General features: G+C 56.6%; 14 protein-coding genes. 5 read left to right on the top strand and 9 right to left on the bottom strand.

Annotated elements, in window-relative coordinates; genetic code table 11:
• The first annotated feature begins 203 nt into the window (after positions 1-203).
• On the top strand, positions 204-1904 hold the full coding sequence (locus OB87_RS04670) for a fibronectin type III domain-containing protein (RefSeq protein WP_033568279.1): 1701 nt from the start codon (positions 204-206) through the stop codon (positions 1902-1904).
• A 147-nt stretch (positions 1905-2051) separates the two neighbouring features.
• On the opposite strand, the gene OB87_RS04665 is transcribed toward OB87_RS04670, so the two are convergent.
• The 4 genes from OB87_RS04665 to dinG form a co-directional block, all read right to left on the bottom strand.
• Complete coding sequence (locus OB87_RS04665; protein WP_033568278.1) at positions 2052-3329, bottom strand: acid phosphatase; 1278 nt, start codon at positions 3327-3329, stop codon at positions 2052-2054.
• A gap of 247 nt (positions 3330-3576) precedes the next feature.
• On the bottom strand, positions 3577-5442 hold the full coding sequence (locus OB87_RS04660; protein WP_033568277.1) for a M3 family metallopeptidase: 1866 nt from the start codon (positions 5440-5442) through the stop codon (positions 3577-3579).
• 30 nt (positions 5443-5472) lie between these two features.
• Positions 5473-6441, bottom strand: a complete 969-nt coding sequence (gene ybiB / locus OB87_RS04655) for a DNA-binding protein YbiB (protein ID WP_033568276.1) — start codon at positions 6439-6441, stop codon at positions 5473-5475.
• Positions 6442-6615: 174 nt separating this feature from the next.
• Positions 6616-8721 carry an ATP-dependent DNA helicase DinG gene (gene dinG, locus OB87_RS04650; protein WP_033568275.1) on the bottom strand — a complete coding sequence of 702 codons (2106 nt, stop codon included), beginning with the start codon at positions 8719-8721 and terminating at the stop codon, positions 6616-6618.
• Positions 8722-8945: 224 nt separating this feature from the next.
• Between dinG and OB87_RS20985 the strand changes: the two genes are divergently transcribed.
• Entirely contained in the window at positions 8946-9053 is a 108-nt protein-coding gene (locus OB87_RS20985; protein ID WP_033568274.1) for a membrane protein, read from the top strand.
• 120 nt (positions 9054-9173) lie between these two features.
• On the opposite strand, the gene bglX is transcribed toward OB87_RS20985, so the two are convergent.
• Positions 9174-11486 (bottom strand): beta-glucosidase BglX, encoded by a 2313-nt coding sequence (bglX, locus tag OB87_RS04640; RefSeq protein ID WP_033568273.1) that lies wholly within the window; start codon positions 11484-11486, stop codon positions 9174-9176.
• A gap of 229 nt (positions 11487-11715) precedes the next feature.
• On the bottom strand, positions 11716-13056 hold the full coding sequence (locus tag OB87_RS04635) for an aspartate aminotransferase family protein (protein ID WP_033568272.1): 1341 nt from the start codon (positions 13054-13056) through the stop codon (positions 11716-11718).
• Between the two features lie 403 nt (positions 13057-13459).
• On the opposite strand from OB87_RS04635, the gene OB87_RS04630 reads away from it, so the two are divergent.
• Positions 13460-14236 carry a DeoR/GlpR family DNA-binding transcription regulator gene (locus tag OB87_RS04630; RefSeq protein ID WP_033568271.1) on the top strand — a complete coding sequence of 259 codons (777 nt, stop codon included), beginning with the start codon at positions 13460-13462 and terminating at the stop codon, positions 14234-14236.
• 96 nt (positions 14237-14332) lie between these two features.
• Complete coding sequence (locus tag OB87_RS04625; protein ID WP_033568270.1) at positions 14333-15019, top strand: glutathione S-transferase family protein; 687 nt, start codon at positions 14333-14335, stop codon at positions 15017-15019.
• 19 nt (positions 15020-15038) lie between these two features.
• Here OB87_RS04625 and pbpG read toward each other — a convergent pair whose 3' ends face one another.
• Positions 15039-15992, bottom strand: a complete 954-nt coding sequence (gene pbpG / locus OB87_RS04620; RefSeq protein WP_033568269.1) for a D-alanyl-D-alanine endopeptidase — start codon at positions 15990-15992, stop codon at positions 15039-15041.
• 253 nt (positions 15993-16245) lie between these two features.
• Between pbpG and OB87_RS04615 the strand changes: the two genes are divergently transcribed.
• The gene (locus tag OB87_RS04615; protein WP_033568268.1) at positions 16246-16929 is read left to right on the top strand and encodes an epoxyqueuosine reductase QueH; all 684 of its coding nucleotides are present in this window, start codon (positions 16246-16248) and stop codon (positions 16927-16929) included.
• Positions 16930-17024: 95 nt separating this feature from the next.
• On the opposite strand, the gene cyaB is transcribed toward OB87_RS04615, so the two are convergent.
• A complete protein-coding gene (cyaB, locus tag OB87_RS04610) occupies positions 17025-17564 on the bottom strand; it encodes a class IV adenylate cyclase (protein WP_033568267.1) in 540 nt (179 codons plus the stop codon).
• Between the two features lie 955 nt (positions 17565-18519).
• Complete coding sequence (dusC, locus tag OB87_RS04605) at positions 18520-19452, bottom strand: tRNA dihydrouridine(16) synthase DusC (RefSeq protein WP_033568266.1); 933 nt, start codon at positions 19450-19452, stop codon at positions 18520-18522.
• Positions 19453-19480: the final 28 nt, after the last annotated feature.

Genomic DNA, 19480 nt, shown 5'->3' with positions numbered 1-19480 from the left:
TAATATACGCGGACTCAGACCGGACGCCATCCCATTCCCTCAGCGCTATGATCATCATCACCGCACGGCATCCGAACATTCCGAGAATAAACCCGATGGGTTTGGCATTTTTTACTGATTCCTATACGCTGCTCCGAAGCGCTCACCCGCCATTAGCGATATCACGTTAAATCAATAAGTTATAAATTCACCAGGATCTGTACATGAAAACCATCCGTTCCCGCCGCCCCCGGCGTCAACTCAGTACCCTGCTTGGCGGACTGCTGTTCGGCGCATACGGGTTCTCTGGTAATGCTGCCGCCGCTGTCGACGCGCAACGCTGTGCAGGGGCTGCCGCCGTGGCCGACCATGCGGCATTCGATAAAAGCGATCAGGACCTGTCCTACCCGAAAATCAACGGCCTGTATCAGCGACCAGCGGCGACCGGCGTGACGCTGGTTGGCAACAACGATGGCGAAGCGAATAAATACGTTGAACCCATTAAAGGCTCAAAGGAAGGGAAATACCTGTTGCTGCACGCCGGTGAACATCTGACCCTGACCGGCCAGGGGTACTTCCTGATGCACTGGGAACTGAATTATTTCAACCGCGGCGGCACCTTGCTGGCGGAAAATGCACCACTGGTGACAACAACACAAGGTTTTATCAAAAAGGTCGCCTTGACTGGCCGCTACGCACCGGATTACCCCCTTGACGGCGAGCCCGGCCGCTCCGCCGTGTGGAATGCCGGGATCCAAACCAGCACCGGTAATCCGCTGGTTCCCTTTAGCGTCGGCCCTGCTGCCGGTAACGGCGAAGTCATGCCCAGCCTGTGGCTCAACGAAATTTTCTATCTGGACGGCACCGCCACCTTTACCCAGCGTGAGGGTGACGTAGATTACGATATCAGTATCACGCCGCTGACGCTCACCGACGTAAACAACCGGCTGGCCGCAACACACCATCGCGCCAACGCTAAAACCCTGCGTGATGGCGTATCGCTAGACCCTTACATTGGCGAAGACAAACCGCCAGCCTCGCCCGACAGCCTCACCGCAGGTGCCATCTCCAGTTCGGTGGTTCAACTGGACTGGAACGACTGCTCAGATAACGAGCGAGGTTTTATCGTCGAATACTCCTACGCGGGTCACTTTGGTGACGGTGCTTACGACACCACGCCCCGAGCTTATGAAGCAGGAGGGGCTTACACCAGTGCGGAATCGCTGGGGCCGAACGCGACCTCGGTCGAGGTGGGTACACTGTCCCCCAACACTACCTACGCGTTCCGGGTGAAAGCCTACAATCAGGCTGGCGATTCCGTGTATTCCAATGTGGTCACCGTGACGACACCTGCGGCGTCAGCACTCAGTGACGCATGGCAACGGCAGGATATCGGCAAAGCCGACACCCCAGGCAGCGCCACCAACGATCAGGATGTGATGGCACTGGAAGCGCATAACGGCGATATGTGGGCCGCGGCTGATAGCGTCAATTTCGTCTATCAGAAACTGAAAGGCGACGGCAGTATCACCGCCCGGTTGATCGACCTGCGGTATAGTGACCCTTACGCCAAAGCCGGTGTGATGATACGCAACTCCTTATCTGACGGCAGCGCTTACATGCTGACAGGGTACACCGCGTCATCCGGCGCGATGTCGCAATGGCGCAGTAAAGACGGTGCCGCGACCGGCAGCAAAGGCGTTTTTGTCAAATCGGAAAACGGCAGCCAACCAGCCTGGCTGCGGCTAACCCGCGACGGCAATACCTTTATCTCGGAAGTCTCCGACGATGGGCTGACCTGGACCACACTCAACAAACGTATCAATCCCAACATGAACGATACGCTGTATATCGGGCTGGCGCTGTCATCCCACAACGGCAACAACGGCAAAGTCAGTTTCGATAACGTGAGCGTTGCGCACTAACCGTATCGATAGCCAGGCGACAGGCCAGCGGCCTGTTGTGCATAAATAAAACATAAATAAAGTTGTGCATAAATAAAAAAGGAGAGGCATGAACGTCGCCTCTCCTTACCCATCGTTCACCCTGCCCCCTGGCAGGAAAGCACGACGTTATTTCTTCGCCGCTGCCACGGCATCATGCAGGTTCAGGCGCTGCCAGAAATTGGCATCCACCCCGCCGGAAGACAGCGGATAGCCGTCGGCAATCGCCGTTTTTACCATCAATGCGCGGCGCTGGGCGGCGCTCAGCTGCGGCAACGGTCCTTCCAGCAGCACTTCCGCCCCTGCCGGCACCGTGACCGGCTGGGTTTTCACCTTCGCCACCGGCAAATTGTAGGTCATGGTGTAGCGGTAGAATGACGTCATCGCCGGGTCGGTATACGGGTCGTTTTTACCCTGCGGTTTGGCGCATTCGGCCAGCGTGGTGCCACAGGCTTTTTCCAGCGCGGCACGCAGCTGCGTTTTGGCTTCATTGAACAACACGCGGTATTTCGGGTCATTCAGGAAATGCGCCACGCTGCGCTCGGCCGCCATACGACCGCCGATCACATCCAGCGGATAATGCACCCCCAGCACCAGCCGGGAATAGCCGTAGGTGGCGGCGCGGTCAATCAGCGGTACAAAGCGCTCCGGCAGCATCTGCGCCAGCAGCAGCGCATCGTTATACCCGCCGTTGGTATGGCCGCTGGGGAACGAACCGCCCGACGCTTTGTAACGGGCGTTATCCGCCACAACAGCGGTATCCGGCACCAGATGGATACTGTTGCCCGGCTGTTTGAACGGACGCGGATAGTTAAAGGCATTTTTCGCCGCCGACGTGCTGACGTTGGTAGCCTTGATCAACGCAGCGGCCTTACCCATTTCGCCTTTCTGGTACACATCCAGAAACGCCTTGCCCAGCTTCGGCCCCAGCGCTTCCGCCAGTGCGTACAAATAACGGGTATTTTCGGCGTCAATCAACGCTTTCTGGCGCAACGGCAGGGTCGATTCCAGATTGATGCGCTCAACCGTCGCCAGGTTTTTCTGCAACACCGGCGCGGGCAGGCTTCTGAACCCCTCCAGCAGTTTCACGCTGGCTTGCTGTTGATCTTTCGGGTTGAAAACGTAGCCAGTCGCTTTCAGCCATTTCATGTCACCTTGCGGCTCTCCCTGATCCGGCGCTTTATCCAGCACCTCACGGGTCAATTTCGGCGCGGTTCCCTGCAAGGCTTTTTGCAGATATTGCTGCACCTGCTGCTGCATTTCGATAACCGGAGCGCTATTGCTGGCCTCGGTGGTGGTTTGCAGCAGGCTGACTTGCGGCAGTTGGGAATCGCTTTGGGAAGCGGCCTGCGCCTGGGCTGTCGCCAGTGAGCAAGCCACCGCCATAAACACGTAAGAATAGCGCATGGTATGTCCTTTTTATTGTCACGGATTATCGTCAAGGATAAGAAACCGCATCAGCCTAATCGGTGCAGATGACAGTTCAGTGAAACTTTTTTAATAACAGGCACTTTCATTGCGGATATCGCCAAACCAGTATAGGCACGGTCCGCGCCCGGCGCGAGAGAGCCGTACCGGTTTAGCGATACAAAAGAATAATGGATGCAGATGACATCACACAGGCGCGGTGGTGAAGCCACCGCGCCTGAAACACTCAGCGATGAATCGGGTACGTGTCTTCAATGACGTGGGCGAACGCCAGGCACATGGCGTCATCACCGTCCCGGTTGTCCGCCAACACCACATCGCCGTCCACCACCTGGATATGCGCGTTAAGGTCAAAGTCCGCCGCAGGCTGCGGACGCGTCATTGCAGCGGCAATCGTCGCCTGCGCCTGTTGCCACGCCTCCTCCACCGTCAGGTTACATTCGCGGGCCAGATAATCCGGGTTGAACCCTTCGCCAGTCAGGCTGCGCAGGGTTTCATCATGGGTCAGGCTGTTGCCAGGCTGCCAGTAATGGCGCGCCAGATCCGGTCCGATAGCCGGGTTATCGGTCAGGTAACCATCACGTTGCAGGAAGAAATGCCGCGTTTGTTCCACCGCCATCATCGCCAGCAGATACCCCTGATACGAACAGGCTGGTTCCATCGATAACAGATGCGGAATCGCCATGGTCGGACGCGGGCTGCCGTTGATGCCGAGAATGCGCTGTTCAGTGTCGCGCGCCAGTTGCAAAATCGCCTCAGGCGTTCGTTCCGCGTCATCCATGCAGTACAGTTGCCATTCAAAATACGGCACCAGCAGAATATGACGTTCGTTGAAGGCCCGCATCGGTTGACGAGCACGAATATCGGCCTGAATTAAGGCATCGGGAACCGGCTCACCCTGTGCGTTATGCGCATAGCGTTTCAGCCAGTCGGCATCCTGCAGCAGACTATCGCAAAACATCGACTGGGTTTCGGCGTAAGCCATCGACGTTGGCGGATACTCCTGGGCAAAACAGGGCGCATTCTGACGGATATTCGAAAAATGCGCGGCATGGCCGCCCTCATGAAACAACGTATTGATACCGTTGGCACCGCTACCGACCTGATCCGGCTGAGCCAGGCTGGTGAAGTTGATGCGGGCGGGCAACCACTGCCCCTCGTCGACAAACGGCGGCACCGGTTGATGCATAAAGCCGTTTTCATATTTGCCTTTGCGCACCAGCAAGTCGAGTTGCATCTGCGCGCCGCTAAAACCGATATGCAGGCGCTTGAAGCTATTGATCCAACGCGACAGCGATGCGGCAAACGGGAAGTAAGGGTCCATCTGACGGGTAACGTCGCCAGTGCTGGCGTAACGCACGTTCCACGGCTGCAACGCCGCCTCGCCTTTTTCCTCTGCCAGCTGACGCAGGCTGCGCAGGTTAGCGTCTCGCGTTTGCGCTTCAAAACGGTCCAGAATAGCGAACAGTTGTTCCGGCGTCATACGCTCGGTTTTGTTCACCTTGTAATCAAAATAGTTGCGATACCCCATTTGCCGGGCAAAACGGTTACGCAGGCCAACCAGCGCCGGGAAGCCGTGATTGACCAGCCATTGCTCCAGGTCGCGCAGCGCCTGCTGCGAACTGCGGCGACACGCCTCGTCATCATTGGTGGCCTGATTGGTCAGCAGCTCACCCAGCGAGGCGGGAACCCGCTCGCCCTGCTCATTGAGGTGGGTTGGCTGATAGGTTTTGCGCCGGGAAAACAGATCGTTTTCGGCGGCGATTAACTCATCCATCAGCGCTTGTGCCTGCGGGTCTTCAATCACATTGCAGTCAAAAAAGCGCTGCCAGCCACGTAAGCCATGCAACAACGCATCGCGCGCGTCATGAGCAGGCTCAGCCTCAACAGCGGCGATGTGCTGTCGCAACTCAGCCAGTCGGGATGATTGCGAGATAAAACGCTTCCAGTCGCTTTCTGCTTCGGCGAAACGGGCGGAAACCGTCTCATCGCCGGTTCCCATATAACGCTGCCAGAACAGATCTTCTTTGGTTTGATGCGCCGCCAGATAATCGCGGTTCAGGGCGTCAAAATACGCCTTAGCCTGTTGCATGTTATTGTTCCTTATCGCTAATCGTTACGATCAACCCAGTCGCTCCTGGATTGCCGACACAGCCTGATCCATTGATGCAGCCTCGCCGCATCCAATCAGACAGCACGCCAGTTGCAGGCGAATCGCCTGTGGTATCGGCTGTTGACCTTCCAGGCACGCCTCGGTCCAACGGGCGGTGATGGCAGCATCCTTCGATGAAGGCAACGCCGTGCTGTCTGCCACGAGATCCTGCCGCCATTGCAGGATGTCCTGCTGTTGCTCACGGATGAAATGAATTTCCGGGCAACGCTGCGGATTCGCGTAAACCTCGCCTTCGGTGCCGTGCATCAACAAGGCACGTCCGTTAATGTCCTGAAAAAACGTGCCGACCCGGCCAACGTACTCCGGGTGCGACACGCTCGCCAGCCGCAGCGCTGTCGACTCATCGAAGGGGGTAGCTAATTTAGCCAGTGTATGGGCGCTGTTACGCACCCCCATACGCCAGCGTAGATCCAACTGTCGCTCAATGGCGGGGCACAATAGCGACACCGGCATTAATACCAGCTCGCCCCTGTCGAGGCGCTGCTGCGCGGCCTGCGCGTTATCCACCGGCGCGATACCCAGTTCCCGAAAAATCGCCTCGCTGGTGACACGGGTCGGGTCGTTGCTCACGCCGTGCACCACCACCGGCAGCCCCAGCCGATGGAGCAGCAACGCCAATAATGGCGTCAGGTTGGCCTGCTTACGGGCACCGTTATAACTGGGGATCACCACCGGCATCGGGCTGCTGACCGGTGCGGACAGGCGCACCGTCTGTTCGCTCATCGCCTGATAGAAACCGCGCATTTCGGCTTCGGACTCACCCTTGATACGAAACGCGATCAGCAGCCCACCCAGTTCCAGTTCAGGCACCTGCTCATTCAGTATCTGACCATAAAGCTGATAAGCCGTGTCCTGACTCAGGTCGCGCGCATGATTTTTGCCGCGGCCAACCTCTTTAATGATTCGGGTGTAATCCATGATGTGCTCTCATTGGTAAGACGACAGGTGGACGGTGTTCCATCGTTCAGGCGCGCGCGAACCCCTGTCATAACAAGACAACTGTTTGGAAACATAGCATGAATTGGTCGCAGAGGAAGCGCGAAATCGCCCACCTACCCGTCGACATAATCGCCTTATCGTTCGCTCAGTTGGCTACGCATCATCCGGCATGGCGCGCTGCTCAATAGGAAACACCGGCAAGGCGGCCAGTAGTTGAGCACCGTACCCTTTGGTCAGTAAGCGACGGTCATAGATGACGATTTCACCGAAGCAGTCGTGGCTGCGAATCAATCGGCCGACTTGTTGAATCAGGCTGAATGAAGCGCTCGGCAAGCTCTGCACCACAAACGGGTGCCGCTTGAGGCTTTTCAGCCACTCACCTTCGGTGAGGACAAGCGGGCTGTCCACCGGCGGAAAAGCAATCTTGTGGATATGCACCTGCGACAACAGTTCGCCTTTGAGATCCAGCCCTTCGGCAAAGGATTGCAGGCCAATCAACACGCTGGTCTGGCCCTGTTGTACCCGCTGGCGGTGCAGCTCCACCAGCCGATAACGCGGTTGATCGCCCTGCACCAGCAGCATCAGCCGCAGGTCGGGCACTTCGGTGAGAAATTGCTGCATTGCCCGCTGGCTGGCGAACAGCATCAACATGCCCTTGTGGGCTTCCCGCCGCAATTCTGCACGGAAAAATCGCGCCATCTCGGCAAGATGTTCAGCTTCATGCGCGATCAGCGGTTCATAGCGCATACGCGGGATCACCAGTTTACCCTGCTCGCGGTGATTGAACGGCGAATCCAGCGCGATGAAGGTATCGCCCTCTTCTTCGTCCAACCCGGACAGCTCTTTCAGGCGGGAAAAGCTGTTGAGCGAGCGCAGCGTCGCCGAGGTGACCACCACATGCGACAGATTGCGCCACAGCAACCGGTCCAGTTGGTCGCACACGCGGATACCCGCGCAGTGAAAATACAGGTGCAGTTGATTGTCGCGCCGTTCCCGCAGCAGCCATTTCGACACCGGCGCGTTAGAGGATTTCTCCAGCGCCGCCAGCCGCCATAACTTGCTCTGTGATTCCCAGTAACCACTCAAGCGGCTGATGCGCAGCATCGCCTGATGCAGTTTGACCACATCATGCTTGCCAGTTTTTTCCGCCAGATCGTTGAGCAGGTAGTCCGCCAGTCCGCGCAGGCTATCAGCAAGCTTAAACAGCCGATTGCAGCACTCGCGCATCTCTTCTGGCAAGGCCCCCATCGGGAAACGGTAATCGGCGTCCGGCTGGGCAGACGGTAAAAACAGGCTGCTCAGCCGTTCGAACAGTTGCAACTGTTCCCGTATCTCACCGCAGTGATCCCCCAGCCGGTCGGGCTGCATCAGCCGCGGTGGCGATTTAGGCGGAAACTGCGCCAGACAGAGCCCCACCTGCTGAATCAGCTGATCCATCTGGTGTTGCACCGCGCTGACCGTCACCTCGCCGGACATCTCCAGCGCGTCGCGCGCCACATCCGGCACGTGATGGCCTTCGTCCAGCACCAGCAGCATGTTTTTCGCCTGCGGCAGCACCGAATCGCTTTCCATCGCCGCCATCACCAGCGCGTGGTTGGTCACCACCACATCGGCGTCTTCGATTTCCCGGCGGGCGAGAAAGAACGGGCACTCGCGGTAATAATGGCAGTTGCGCCCCAGACAATTGGCCTTGTCGGTACTGAGGCGTTGCCACAGCGCGTCGCCGATCGACTCCTGACAATGATCGCGCAAGCCGTCCCAGGCATAGCTTTGCAGCGCCTGCTGCAAGCGGGCGCTGGTGGTTTGTTCCTCGCGGCTGGACGGCAAGTGCTCATCCATAAACAGCATCAAATCGCCCTGTGCCGATGCCTCGGTCGCCATCGCCGCCAGATTACGCGGGCACACATAGCGCCCGCGGCCGAACGCGGCGGTGAATTTCAGTTCAGGAATAAACTGGCGCAGCAGCGGCAAGTCCTTGTTAAAAATCTGGTCCTGCAACGCGACATTGGCGGTGCTAACCACTAGCGTTTTCAGCTCTGCTCGCCCAACGGCAATGCCGGGAATCAGGTAGGAAAGTGTTTTACCCACGCCAGTCGGCGCTTCAATCACCAGATGACGTTGGTAGTCGCCCGCCAGCGCTTTCGCCACTTCAGCGATCATCTGGCGCTGTGGCGCACGGGAGACAAAATCGGGAATCTGCTGTTGCAGCGCTTTATACCAGTCGCCAATCTGCTGCTTTAACGCGGGGGTAAGGGTCATGCCATCTCAACTGTGGTTCAATCTGGCCGGTATTGTCCCACAGACCGGCGGCAACGTCAGCAGTGATAATTGTGACGTTGTCACATTTATCTGACTATTGACGAATCAGTACCGACAAAGGCGGTTGGCTTGTATCCGGTGCAGGAGGCTCTATAATCGCCGGAACCTAATCATCACCGGAGCGTAACCATTTACCGGCCGGGATGTAACAAAAGGATAACCGGATGAATATCAAAAAATTGGGGATCGTCAGCCTGTTTGCGCTCTGCGCGTTGGGTGGCATCGGTGGCGTGATGCTGGTGGGGTATATCATCATCGTACACGGCGGCTGACGCCTAACCGGTCAGAACCGGCCGCCTATTGCAGCGCAGCCGGTTTTTCCTGCCCGGCCCTTGGTTGCCATATCCCAGGGGCCGTCGTGTATCTACAGCAATAAGTTACTCGACAAACGCTTACAGCAAGGTAAAGCTGCCGGTTTTCACACGCTGGGAATCCAGCCCGATCATCACCTCAAACTTGCCCGGTTCCGCCACCTGCTGCATCTGCGCGTTGTAGAACATCAGGTCCTGCGGCGACAGGGTGAAGGTCAGAGTACGGCTTTCACCCGGCATCAACATCACCTTCTGGAAGCCACGCAGCTCTTTCACCGGGCGGCTTACCGATGCCACCACGTCATGCAGATAAAGCTGTACCACGGTTTCCCCGGCGCACTTGCCAGTATTGGTGACCGTGACCGATGCCTTGACGCTGCCGTTACGTTTCATGGTCGGGTTGGAGAGTTTCACCTCCGACACGTCGAAGGTGGTGTAACTCAGGCCGTAACCGAACGGATACAGCGGCCCGTTGGCCTCGTCAAAATAGTGCGAGGTGTACTTGTTGGGCGCCTCCGCCGAATACGGACGACCGGTCGGCAGGTGGTTGTAGTACATCGGGATTTGCCCCACCGAGCGCGGGAAGGTCATCGGCAGCTTACCGGACGGGTTGTAATCGCCAAACAGCACATCGGCGATGGCGTTACCGCCTTCGGTGCCACTGAACCAGGTTTCCAGAATCGCGTTAGCCTGCTGGTCTTCACGACTCAGATCCAGCGGACGGCCGTTCATCAGCACCAGTACCAGCGGCTTGCCGGTGGCTTTCAGCGCGGTAATCAGCGCCTTCTGTTCCGGCGGAATGGTGATTTTGGCGCGGCTGGACGCTTCGTGCGCCATCCCTTGGGATTCCCCTACCACCGCGATCACCACGTCGGATTTCTTCGCCACGTCCACCGCTTCATCAATCATCGCCTGCGGCGTGCGCGGGTCGATTTCCACCGACTGGTCATACTGGTTAAGGAACTGGACCAGCCCTGGGTGGTTGGTGACATTAGAGCCTTTGGCGTAATAAACACGGGCGTTATACCCCACCGCCTTGCGAATCCCTTCGTATACCGTCACCGCCTGCGCCGGACGCCCCGCCGCCGACCAACTGCCGATCACGTCGCGTTTGCTGTCCGCCAGCGGCCCCACCACCGCAATGGTGCCGGATTTTTTCAGCGGCAGAACATTCAGACGGTTTTTCAGCAGCACCAGGCTGCGGCGCGCCACATCACGCGCTTCTTCGCGGTGCAGGCGGCTTTCGGCATTGGTGTCTACCGGGTCGGAACCGGCCGGGCCGAGATGGTTGTACGGGTTCTCAAACAGCCCCATATCGTATTTCATGTTCAGCACCTGGCGGCAGGCGTCATCAATGTCCTTCATGCTGACCTGCCCACGCTTGACCAGATCCGGCAGATAACGCACGAAATACTCGTCGCTCATGCTCATACCGATACCGGACTGCAACGCAATGCGCGACGCATCGCTCGGGTCCGCCGCCACACCGTGTTTGATCAGCTCTTTGATGGCACCGTGGTCGCTGATAGTAATGCCTTTAAAATGCCACTGGTCGCGTAACACGTCTTTCAGCAACCAGCGGTTAGCGGTAGCGGGCACGCCGTTGATAGAGTTGAGCGACGCCATCACACCGTAACTGCCTGCGTCGATCGCCGCTTTGTACGGTGGCATGTAATCCTGGAACATACGCTGTGGGCTCATATCGACGGTATTGTAATCACGCCCACCTTCCGCCGCGCCATACAACGCGTAGTGCTTCACGCTGGTCATCAGCGAATGGCGATCAGTCAGGTCATCCCCCTGAAAGCCTTTCACCATGACGCGAGCGATTTCGCTGGTCAGGTAGGTATCTTCGCCAAAACCTTCGGAAACACGGCCCCAGCGCGGATCGCGGGTAATATCCACCATCGGTGCCCAGGTCATGTTCAGGCCATCTTCGGTCGCTTCATAAGCAGCAATTTTCGCCGACAACGCTACCGCGTTCATGTCCCAACTGGACGCCAACCCTAAACCGATAGGAAACACGGTACGCTGACCGTGCACCACGTCATATGCAAAGAACAATGGAATTTTCAGGCGGCTCAGTTGCATCACCTGATCCTGCATTACCCGAATGTCCTGCCGGGTGACGGTATTAAAAATACCGCCAACCTGACCGTTGCGGATCATTTCACGAATGGCGTGTTTCGGGTTATCCGGGCCGACACTGATCAGACGAAGCTGGCCGATCTTTTCATCCAGCGTCATTTTTTTCATTAAATCGCTAACGAAGGCATCGCGTTGTTGCTGATGGGCGGTAGCCGCCTGTAACGCGGGCTGTTGCAGAGGCGTTTGCGCCCAAAGTGGGCTACAGGCCAGACCGACCGCGAGCGCCAGTGGAGTAAACCATTTCATTGTTATTGCGAATTCCTTGTGCAGTTGCCGGTTAGGGGCGACACACTGCCCGATGAGTGTGATTGATAAGGCGGCTAATGTGCCATAAAAACGGTCGGCGGAAAAATGGATATCACCGATTTCCCGCCGACGGTGTGACGCAGCACAAGGGCTGAGAGGGATGAAACACCGTTTGGAAGCATTAACTGGCGGCCAGGGCACCGTTTCTGCCATTGCCGCCGTAGCACAGTCAGGAGGCGGTGGCGCTCAGCGCCTTGTCCAGCGCGCCAACCAGCCAGTCGATATCGTGCGCCTGAAATGCCAGCGTCGGGCGCAGTTTCAGCACGTTGCCGTGCGGGCCAGCCACCGATGTCAGCACCCGCTGTTCACGCAACTGTTCGATCACGTTCAGCGCCCGCGTCTTGTCCGGCGTCTTGTTGTCGCGATCACTGACCAGCTCGAAACCGATAAACAACCCGGCACCACGCACATCGCCGACACAGGCGTGGCGATCCGCCAATCCGGCCAGTTCTTTCAGCAACTGCGCGCCCACCACCTTGCTGTGTTCCTGCAATTTCTCTTCACGGATCACCGTCAGTACTGCCTGCGCCGCCGCCATCGATACCGGGTTGCCGCCGAAGGTGTTGAAATAGGGGATTTCGTCGCTAAATGCTGCCAGCACCTCGGGTTTTGCCAGCAATGCCGATACCGGAATGCCGTTACCCATCGGTTTACCCATGGTGATGATGTCCGGCACTATGCCGTGACGGGCAAAGCCCCAGAAGGCATCACCGGTGCGGGCAAAGCCCGGTTGCACTTCGTCGGCGATGAAGATGCCGCCGTTGGCGTGCACCACATCAATAGCCGCCTGCAAATAACCGGCTGGCCCCGGCAGCACGCCATCGGAGGAGAAAATCGAATCGGCGAGGAAACCGGCGAACTTGATGCCGTGAGCGGCCATGTCATCGATCTGCTTCTGGATTTCATTGGCGAACCAGACGCCCAGATCCGGCGCGTCTACGCGGTAACGGTCCGGCGCGGGTACTAACCGGGTGGTCGCGGCAATCGGCTGACCGCTGCCCAGCGCGGGCGACGCGCCAGAGGTCAGCTCGCTGGTGCCGTGGTACGCTTCGCGGGTGACGATAATCCCGGTGCCACCGCTGTAGGCGCGCGCCACCCGAATCGCCAGATCGTTGGCCTCGGAACCGGTACACATGTACATCGCTTTGGTGATTTCCGACGGCACCAGCGTCAGCAGGTCCTCGGTGTAATCCAGAATACGATCGTGCAGATAACGGGTGTGGGTGTTGAGCTGACACATCTGCGCGTGCACCGCCTCAATCACCGCCGGGTGGCAATGACCGATGCTGGCAACGTTGTTGTACACGTCCAGATATTGGTTACCTGCCGCGTCCCACAGATATTGCTTCTCGCCGCGCACCAGATGCACCGGATTGCGGTAGAACAACCGGTAAGAATCGCCCAGCACTCTGCCGCGTTTTTCCGTCAGCGTGCGGATGTCGTCTGTCAGTGCTGCCGCATGTTCCGCACGGAAGCTATTGGTATCCATAATGGTTGAACGTGTCGCCATGATGACTCCAGATGAAAGTAATGTGCCCAACGCGTAATGACCACCGGCTCGCCGGTGCCACCTGATGATCACTACCCTACACCAAAAGCAATAAAATGCACAAATACAAAAATACACACTGTTCATTTGCCGCAAACAGTATCCTAAATCGGCATCATCACAACGCGTAAATATATCGACCACCAGCCGAGACAGTAAAAATAAAAGCCATTAAAAATAGACAAATAACAAGAAAACCCTTCTTCCACAGGATTCACACCACACCCTTGCCAAAATCTACACACCTGCTATGCTGAAAAGCACAAATTTACACAAATCAGTTTATCCTCTGCCGAACCTGCTCGTCCGCCGTCTTGCCGTTATAATGGCCGCGACCGACACCTGACCAAGAGAACGCCCGCTAATGCTTGAAGAAACCCGCTTGCACCGTATCCGCCTGCTGCTGTCGTCCCTTAACCGGGTCACGACCGATCACATCATTCAGCATCTGGGGGTATCGCGGGAAACCGTGCGGCGTGATGTGCTCAAGCTGGAGGCTCAGGGTGTGCTGCGCCGGGTGCACGGCGGGATCGTTGCGACCGGTACGGAACCGGAGCCGCCGTTATCGGTGCGCAACACCGTGCGGGAACAGGAAAAGCTGGCGATAGCCCGGCGGGCGGCACAACAGTTGAAACCCGGACAAACACTATTTATCGACGCCGGTAGTACCACCGCGCTGCTGGCAGGCGAACTACTCCCGCTTCCAGGCATGACCATCATCACCAACAGCCTGAACGTAGCGTTAAAACTCACCGCCGACGACGCTGACGAACGCTTATCACACGAAGTGATTCTGCTTGGCGGGCACATGGGCGCATCCGCACAGGCTACCAGCGGTGCACTGACGGTGACGGAAATCCAGCGTTATCGCGCTGATGTCGCCCTGTTGTCGCCGGTCGGTATCGCCAGTCAATCCGGTGCCAGCAGTTTTTCCCATCATGAAGCGGCGATTGCCGGGGCGATGGCGCGCTGCGCCAGGCAGCGCATCATGCTGGCAGACCATAGCAAGGTCGGCGTAACCAGCCGTATTATTTATGCTTCCCCCACCGATATCGACATACTGATCACCGACAGCACCAGCGCGGACAATAGTGACTTTCCAGCCTTGCAGGCCACGTGCGGGCAGGTGCTCTTAGCCTGAGCCGTTTTCCTGCGTGATCAGGCGATGCCACATCATTGATTTCATGATACATCTAGAGGGCTCGGCTCATCGCCTTATCGCTCCACGGAGGAAAACATGTATCAGTTGCACATCGCCAACAAAAATTATTCATCCTGGTCGCTGCGCCCCTGGATCCTGCTAAAAACGCTGGATGTCCCGTTTGAAGAGGTACTGACGCCGTTTGCGTTCGGCCCGGTTCAGACCGCCTTCAAAACCTTCTCACCGACCGGCAAAGTACCCTGCCTGGTGGATGGCGACATCACCGTCTGGGATTCGTTGGCTATCACCGAGTATCTGGCGGAGAACCACCCGTTGGTCTGGCCGCAGGATAAAACCGCCCGTGCCTGGGCGAGAAGCGCAGCGGCAGAGATGCATTCCGGCTTTAGTGCACTGCGCAACCAGTGTTCGATGAGTTGCGGCATACGCGTGAAGCTACACGCCATCACCCCTGCGTTGCAGAGCGATATCGCCAGGCTCAATCAGCTCTGGCAGGAAGGCATACAACGGTTTGGCGGGCCATTCCTGGCGGGGGCGCAGTTCAGCGCGGTAGACGCGTTTTTCGCCCCGGTGGTGTTCCGGGCGCAAACCTATGGTCTGGCGCTGACCGGCGAGGCTGAGCGTTACGCACAACATCTGCTGGCACAGCCGATGATGCAGTTATGGTATCAGCAGGCGCTGGCGGAAACCTGGCGCGAAGCGAGTCATGAAGAAGAGGTCGCGGAATGGGGGCAGATTGTACAGGACTGGCGGGCGACACCGTAGCGCCGCCCTATCCTGTCGGTTACTCGTCCACAGCGGCCGTCACGTCGGCGCTGTGTGGCTGGCGTGATGCCAGTGACTTCTGTTTCTTGTAGCTCAGCGCCGCCTCCGGCACTGGGCTAACCTTGCCGGTTTCCAGCCAGTTGCGCAGGCGGTTGGCATCGGCGAAGTGGGTGAACTTGCCAAACGCATCCAGCACCACCAACGACACCGGCCGCCCGTTGATCACCGTGCGCATCACCAGACAGTGACCAGCCTGATTGGTAAAACCGGTTTTGGTCAATTGAATATTCCAGTCTGAGCGATAGATCAGATGGTTGGTATTACGAAACGGCAAGCTATAAGACGGATTGGAGAACACCGCCGTCTTTTCCTGCGTCGTACTGAGCTGGCTCAACAACGGGTACTGTTTAGACGCGATCAGCAGCTTGGTCAGGTCGCGGGCGGTGGACACATTACTGGTGGAGATACCAGTCGGCTCCACATAGTGGGTATGCGTCATGCCTAAGGCTTTGGCTTTGGCGTTCATCGCCGCAATAAATGCCTGATAGCCACCACGGTAGTGATGCGCCAGGCTGGCCGCCGCACGGTTTTCCGATGACATCAACGCCAGCAACAACATGTCGTGGCGGCTGATTTCACTGCCCAGACGCACGCGGGAATACACCCCTTGCATCTCTTTGGTCTGGCTAATGTCAACAGAAAGACGCTCGTCCAGCGGCTGATTGGCATCCAGCACGACCATAGCGGTCATCAGTTTGGTGACCGAGGCAATCGGCACTACCACATCCGGATTACTGGAATAAAGCACCTCGTTATTACGTAAATCCACCACCATCGCGCTACCGGAAGCAATCTCCTGACGGGATGTGACATGTTGTGTCGCAGGCGTTTTAGCGACGGCCTGCGGTACAAACCAGACAGGCGCGGAAAGCAACAGCAGGCTTACAGCAGCAAGCCGAAATTTTTTATTCATTATTCAATAGCTTAAACAGTGTACTGTTAACTGAAAAAAGAGAACGACGCATTATAATGCGCCCCAGGATAGTGCGCACTCCGCCAGCTGAAAAAGCTTTGTGACAAAGTTTGACAGCCGTGTCACCGCACTGCCCGGCGGTTGTCATCCGATTGATGATAACGGATACTGGCCGAGTGTATCGACCCGGCAGCCAGACCGGGCGACACCTCGACGACCCTGTAGACCACCGACGATAAAAAAGGATGAAACCGTGTCCGACAAGGAACAGACCGAGGGGTTTCAGCGCCCGGTGCTGACACTGCCCCACCAGGCCAACAAACTGTTGCTGCACTCCTGTTGCGCCCCTTGCTCCGGCGAAGTAATGGAAGCCATTACGGCCTCCGGCATCGATTACACCATTTTCTTTTATAACCCGAACATTCACCCACAGCGTGAATACCTGATCCGCAAGGAAGAGAATATCCGTTTTGCCGAACAGCATGGCGTCCCCTTTGTTGATGCAGATTACGACAGCGACAACTGGTTCGAGCGCGCTAAAGGCATGGAATGGGAGCCAGAACGCGGTGTTCGTTGCACCATGTGCTTTGACATGCGTTTTGAGCGTACCGCACTGTATGCCCATGAACATGGCTTTGCGGTTATCTCCAGCTCGTTGGGCATTTCCCGCTGGAAGAATATGCAGCAAATCAACCAGTGCGGCGTCACCGCTGCCAGCCGCTATCCTGGCATGACCTACTGGGACTATAACTGGCGTAAAGGCGGCGGCTCGGCACGCATGATTGAAATCAGCAAGCGGGAGCGCTTCTATCAGCAAGAGTACTGCGGTTGCATCTATTCGCTGCGCGATACCAACAAACACCGTAAGGCGCAGGGCCGCGATATCATCCGCATCGGCAAACTCTATTACGGCGACGACACCCCGTCTGATAATTAACCGGAGATGCCATCATCGGCTCAGCTCGCCCGGCAGCGCCGGGCGTTCAGGTTATATTTCGCTCTGGTTATATTAATTACGCCCCGCTATCGCGCTTAATACCCCAGCAACTGGCGGTAGGAACGGGTTTCGATATTGTCCATATCCAGCCCCAACCGCAAAGCGCAATCCGTACAGCTTTCGCCCAGTATATCCAGCTCCGTTTCATCTTCCGTCATACAGGAGATTTCCACGAAATGCCCCAGCGACTCGATATAGTCCATCGTGATATGGAAGCGATCGAGAAAATAAATACTGCGGGTTTTATTCACTTCAAAGATGGGCTGAAACCCCAGCGTTTTCAGCATACTGTCCGTCATGTCGAACGACTCCACATTCACCACCTCGCAGCGCCTGGCGCTGGGACCTTTTACAATCCAGAGTTTGATGCCTGATGGTGCCATACGGCGCAATAACATACTGATATTCTGCCGGGTTAATGATTTATCCGTAGCGTCATAGTAAATATCGTATTCCTTGTTTTCGAATACAAATGATTCAGGATGATGACTGAATAAATTCTCACGAAATGCGGTAATATCCTGAATACGAAATTTTAATTCAACTTCATATTTTCCTCTGAAATGCTCGTGCACGTTCTTTCTCCGCTTATCGGTTCTCTTTGACGCATCTCATTATGGGATGAATACGGACTGGGCAGGCGTCCAGATAACGTTATTTTTGTTATTTAACGACACTATTATCACACTAACTTTATTCGAGCTATCATCGCTATACCCTAAATAATCCGAGTTGCAAGACAGCAGGCTGGCAACTTGAAGTATGACGGATAAACATAGCGGATCATTGCGGTTTGCCGCGACACACAAACCGAGGCTCACCCCAGATAGTACCCCGTGGGCTGAGTCAGTCGGCAATCTTATCGGCATAGGTTGCTGAAATGAGAAACACAAGCACAGTGCACGCGCACTATGAAAAAAGAGAACGGATTACACTAACGCCCCATTATCATTACCAAAAAGCAAATCCCTCACGGTTCATCATGCGTGATTTGCCAAAAAAATCTCACTCAGTTATGCCAACCAGCCCGGTTTTACCGGAATTATCATGATAAATGCCGATGACTGGATTCTCGCGCTACCCCAAATTAATCGCAATACAGAACACGTGTTTACAACCATGACCCACTATTTTATTTCATCGCGTCATTATCACTATACCCGTCATACTTCACGTTGCAGGTGTATTGGCTGCATGACTCGGCTCATTAAAGCCTTGCCCTAACGGGCCAACGCTTTGCGTTGTTCAACACGCACACGTGTTGTTCTGCAACCCGAATTATTTTGGGTATAAACACTTTTCTGGCTAATTATGTATAGATACGAAAACGTAATAATTCAATCTACCGGTTCGGGTTTTGTCGATAAAGCGGGCACATTGTTGTAAATCTTCTTTTCATGCGACGTTTTTTTATGAATAAAACGCCATTGCTACGTAAGGAGACAGCCGACAATGCGCCCGGTGTCTTTCCTATCGAATAACCACACTCAGACGATGACGCGTATCACGATGCGGCGCACGTTACCCTCATTAAGCGGCGTCGATCACCCGTGCAATATCGGCCGAGGTAGTCAGTGCGCGAATCTGCCTGAATAGCTCACTCGCCTCGTCGTACTCCTTACGCAGGTAGCCCAGCCATTGCTTGATGCGCGCTACGTGATACAAGCCGGTGTCGCCTTGCTTTTCCAGCCGCACGTATTTCTGCAACAGTTGCACCACCTCCGGCCACGGCATTCGCGCCTCGCGGTATTTGATCACCCGACTCAGGTTGGGCACATTGAGCGCACCGCGGCCAATCATGACCGCATCGCAGCCGGTAGCAGCCAGGCAGTCTTGCGCGCTTTGCCAGTCCCAGATTTCGCCGTTGGCGATCACCGGAATACGCAGACGCAGACGGATCTCGCCAATCGCCGCCCAATTGATGCGCTCCGCCCGGTAGCCGTCCTCCTTGGTGCGGCCGTGTACCACCAGCTCGCTGGCCCCGGCCTGCTGCACGGCATCGGCAATCTCAAACTGGCGATCGCCGGAGTCCCACCCCAGCCGCACTTTCACCGTCACCGGTAACGAAGGCGGCACCGCCTCGCGCATCGCTTTGGCCGCCCGGTAGATCAAATCAGGGTCTTTGAGCAACGTAGCACCACCACCGCTGCCGTTAACCATTTTCGATGGACAGCCGCAGTTAAGATCAACGCCCCAGGAGCCCAGCTCCACCGCTCGGGCGGCGTTTTCCGCCAGCCACTGCGGGTACTGGCCGAGCAGTTGCACCCGCACCCGCGTGCCGGACGGCGTGCGGCTACCGTGGCGTAATTCCGGGCACAGGCGATAGAACGCTTTTACCGGCAAACGGCTATCCACCACCCGCAAAAACTCGGTGATGCACAGATCGTAATCATTCACGTCGGTGAGCAATTCCCGCACCAGTGAATCCAACACCCCTTCCATCGGGGCCAGCAAAACACGCATAACTTGACTCATTATAAAAAAGGCAGGC

The organism is Dickeya undicola, assembly GCF_000784735.1.
Classification (GTDB): Bacteria; Pseudomonadota; Gammaproteobacteria; order Enterobacterales; family Enterobacteriaceae; genus Dickeya; species Dickeya undicola.
This window is presented reverse-complemented; position numbering and strand designations above follow the sequence as displayed.

Coding starts and splice junctions, on each gene's coding strand:
- pbpG (WP_033568269.1), bottom strand. CDS start 15,992: ATGAATAAAAAATTTCGGCTTGCTGCTGTAAGCCTGCTGTTGCTTTCC.
- OB87_RS04660 (WP_033568277.1), bottom strand. CDS start 5,442: ATGCAACAGGCTAAGGCGTATTTTGACGCCCTGAACCGCGATTATCTG.
- OB87_RS04630 (WP_033568271.1), top strand. CDS start 13,460: ATGCTTGAAGAAACCCGCTTGCACCGTATCCGCCTGCTGCTGTCGTCC.
- OB87_RS04625 (WP_033568270.1), top strand. CDS start 14,333: ATGTATCAGTTGCACATCGCCAACAAAAATTATTCATCCTGGTCGCTG.
- OB87_RS20985 (WP_033568274.1), top strand. CDS start 8,946: ATGAATATCAAAAAATTGGGGATCGTCAGCCTGTTTGCGCTCTGCGCG.
- ybiB (WP_033568276.1), bottom strand. CDS start 6,441: ATGGATTACACCCGAATCATTAAAGAGGTTGGCCGCGGCAAAAATCAT.
- dinG (WP_033568275.1), bottom strand. CDS start 8,721: ATGACCCTTACCCCCGCGTTAAAGCAGCAGATTGGCGACTGGTATAAA.
- dusC (WP_033568266.1), bottom strand. CDS start 19,452: ATGCGTGTTTTGCTGGCCCCGATGGAAGGGGTGTTGGATTCACTGGTG.
- OB87_RS04665 (WP_033568278.1), bottom strand. CDS start 3,329: ATGCGCTATTCTTACGTGTTTATGGCGGTGGCTTGCTCACTGGCGACA.
- OB87_RS04670 (WP_033568279.1), top strand. CDS start 204: ATGAAAACCATCCGTTCCCGCCGCCCCCGGCGTCAACTCAGTACCCTG.
- bglX (WP_033568273.1), bottom strand. CDS start 11,486: ATGAAATGGTTTACTCCACTGGCGCTCGCGGTCGGTCTGGCCTGTAGC.
- OB87_RS04635 (WP_033568272.1), bottom strand. CDS start 13,056: ATGGCGACACGTTCAACCATTATGGATACCAATAGCTTCCGTGCGGAA.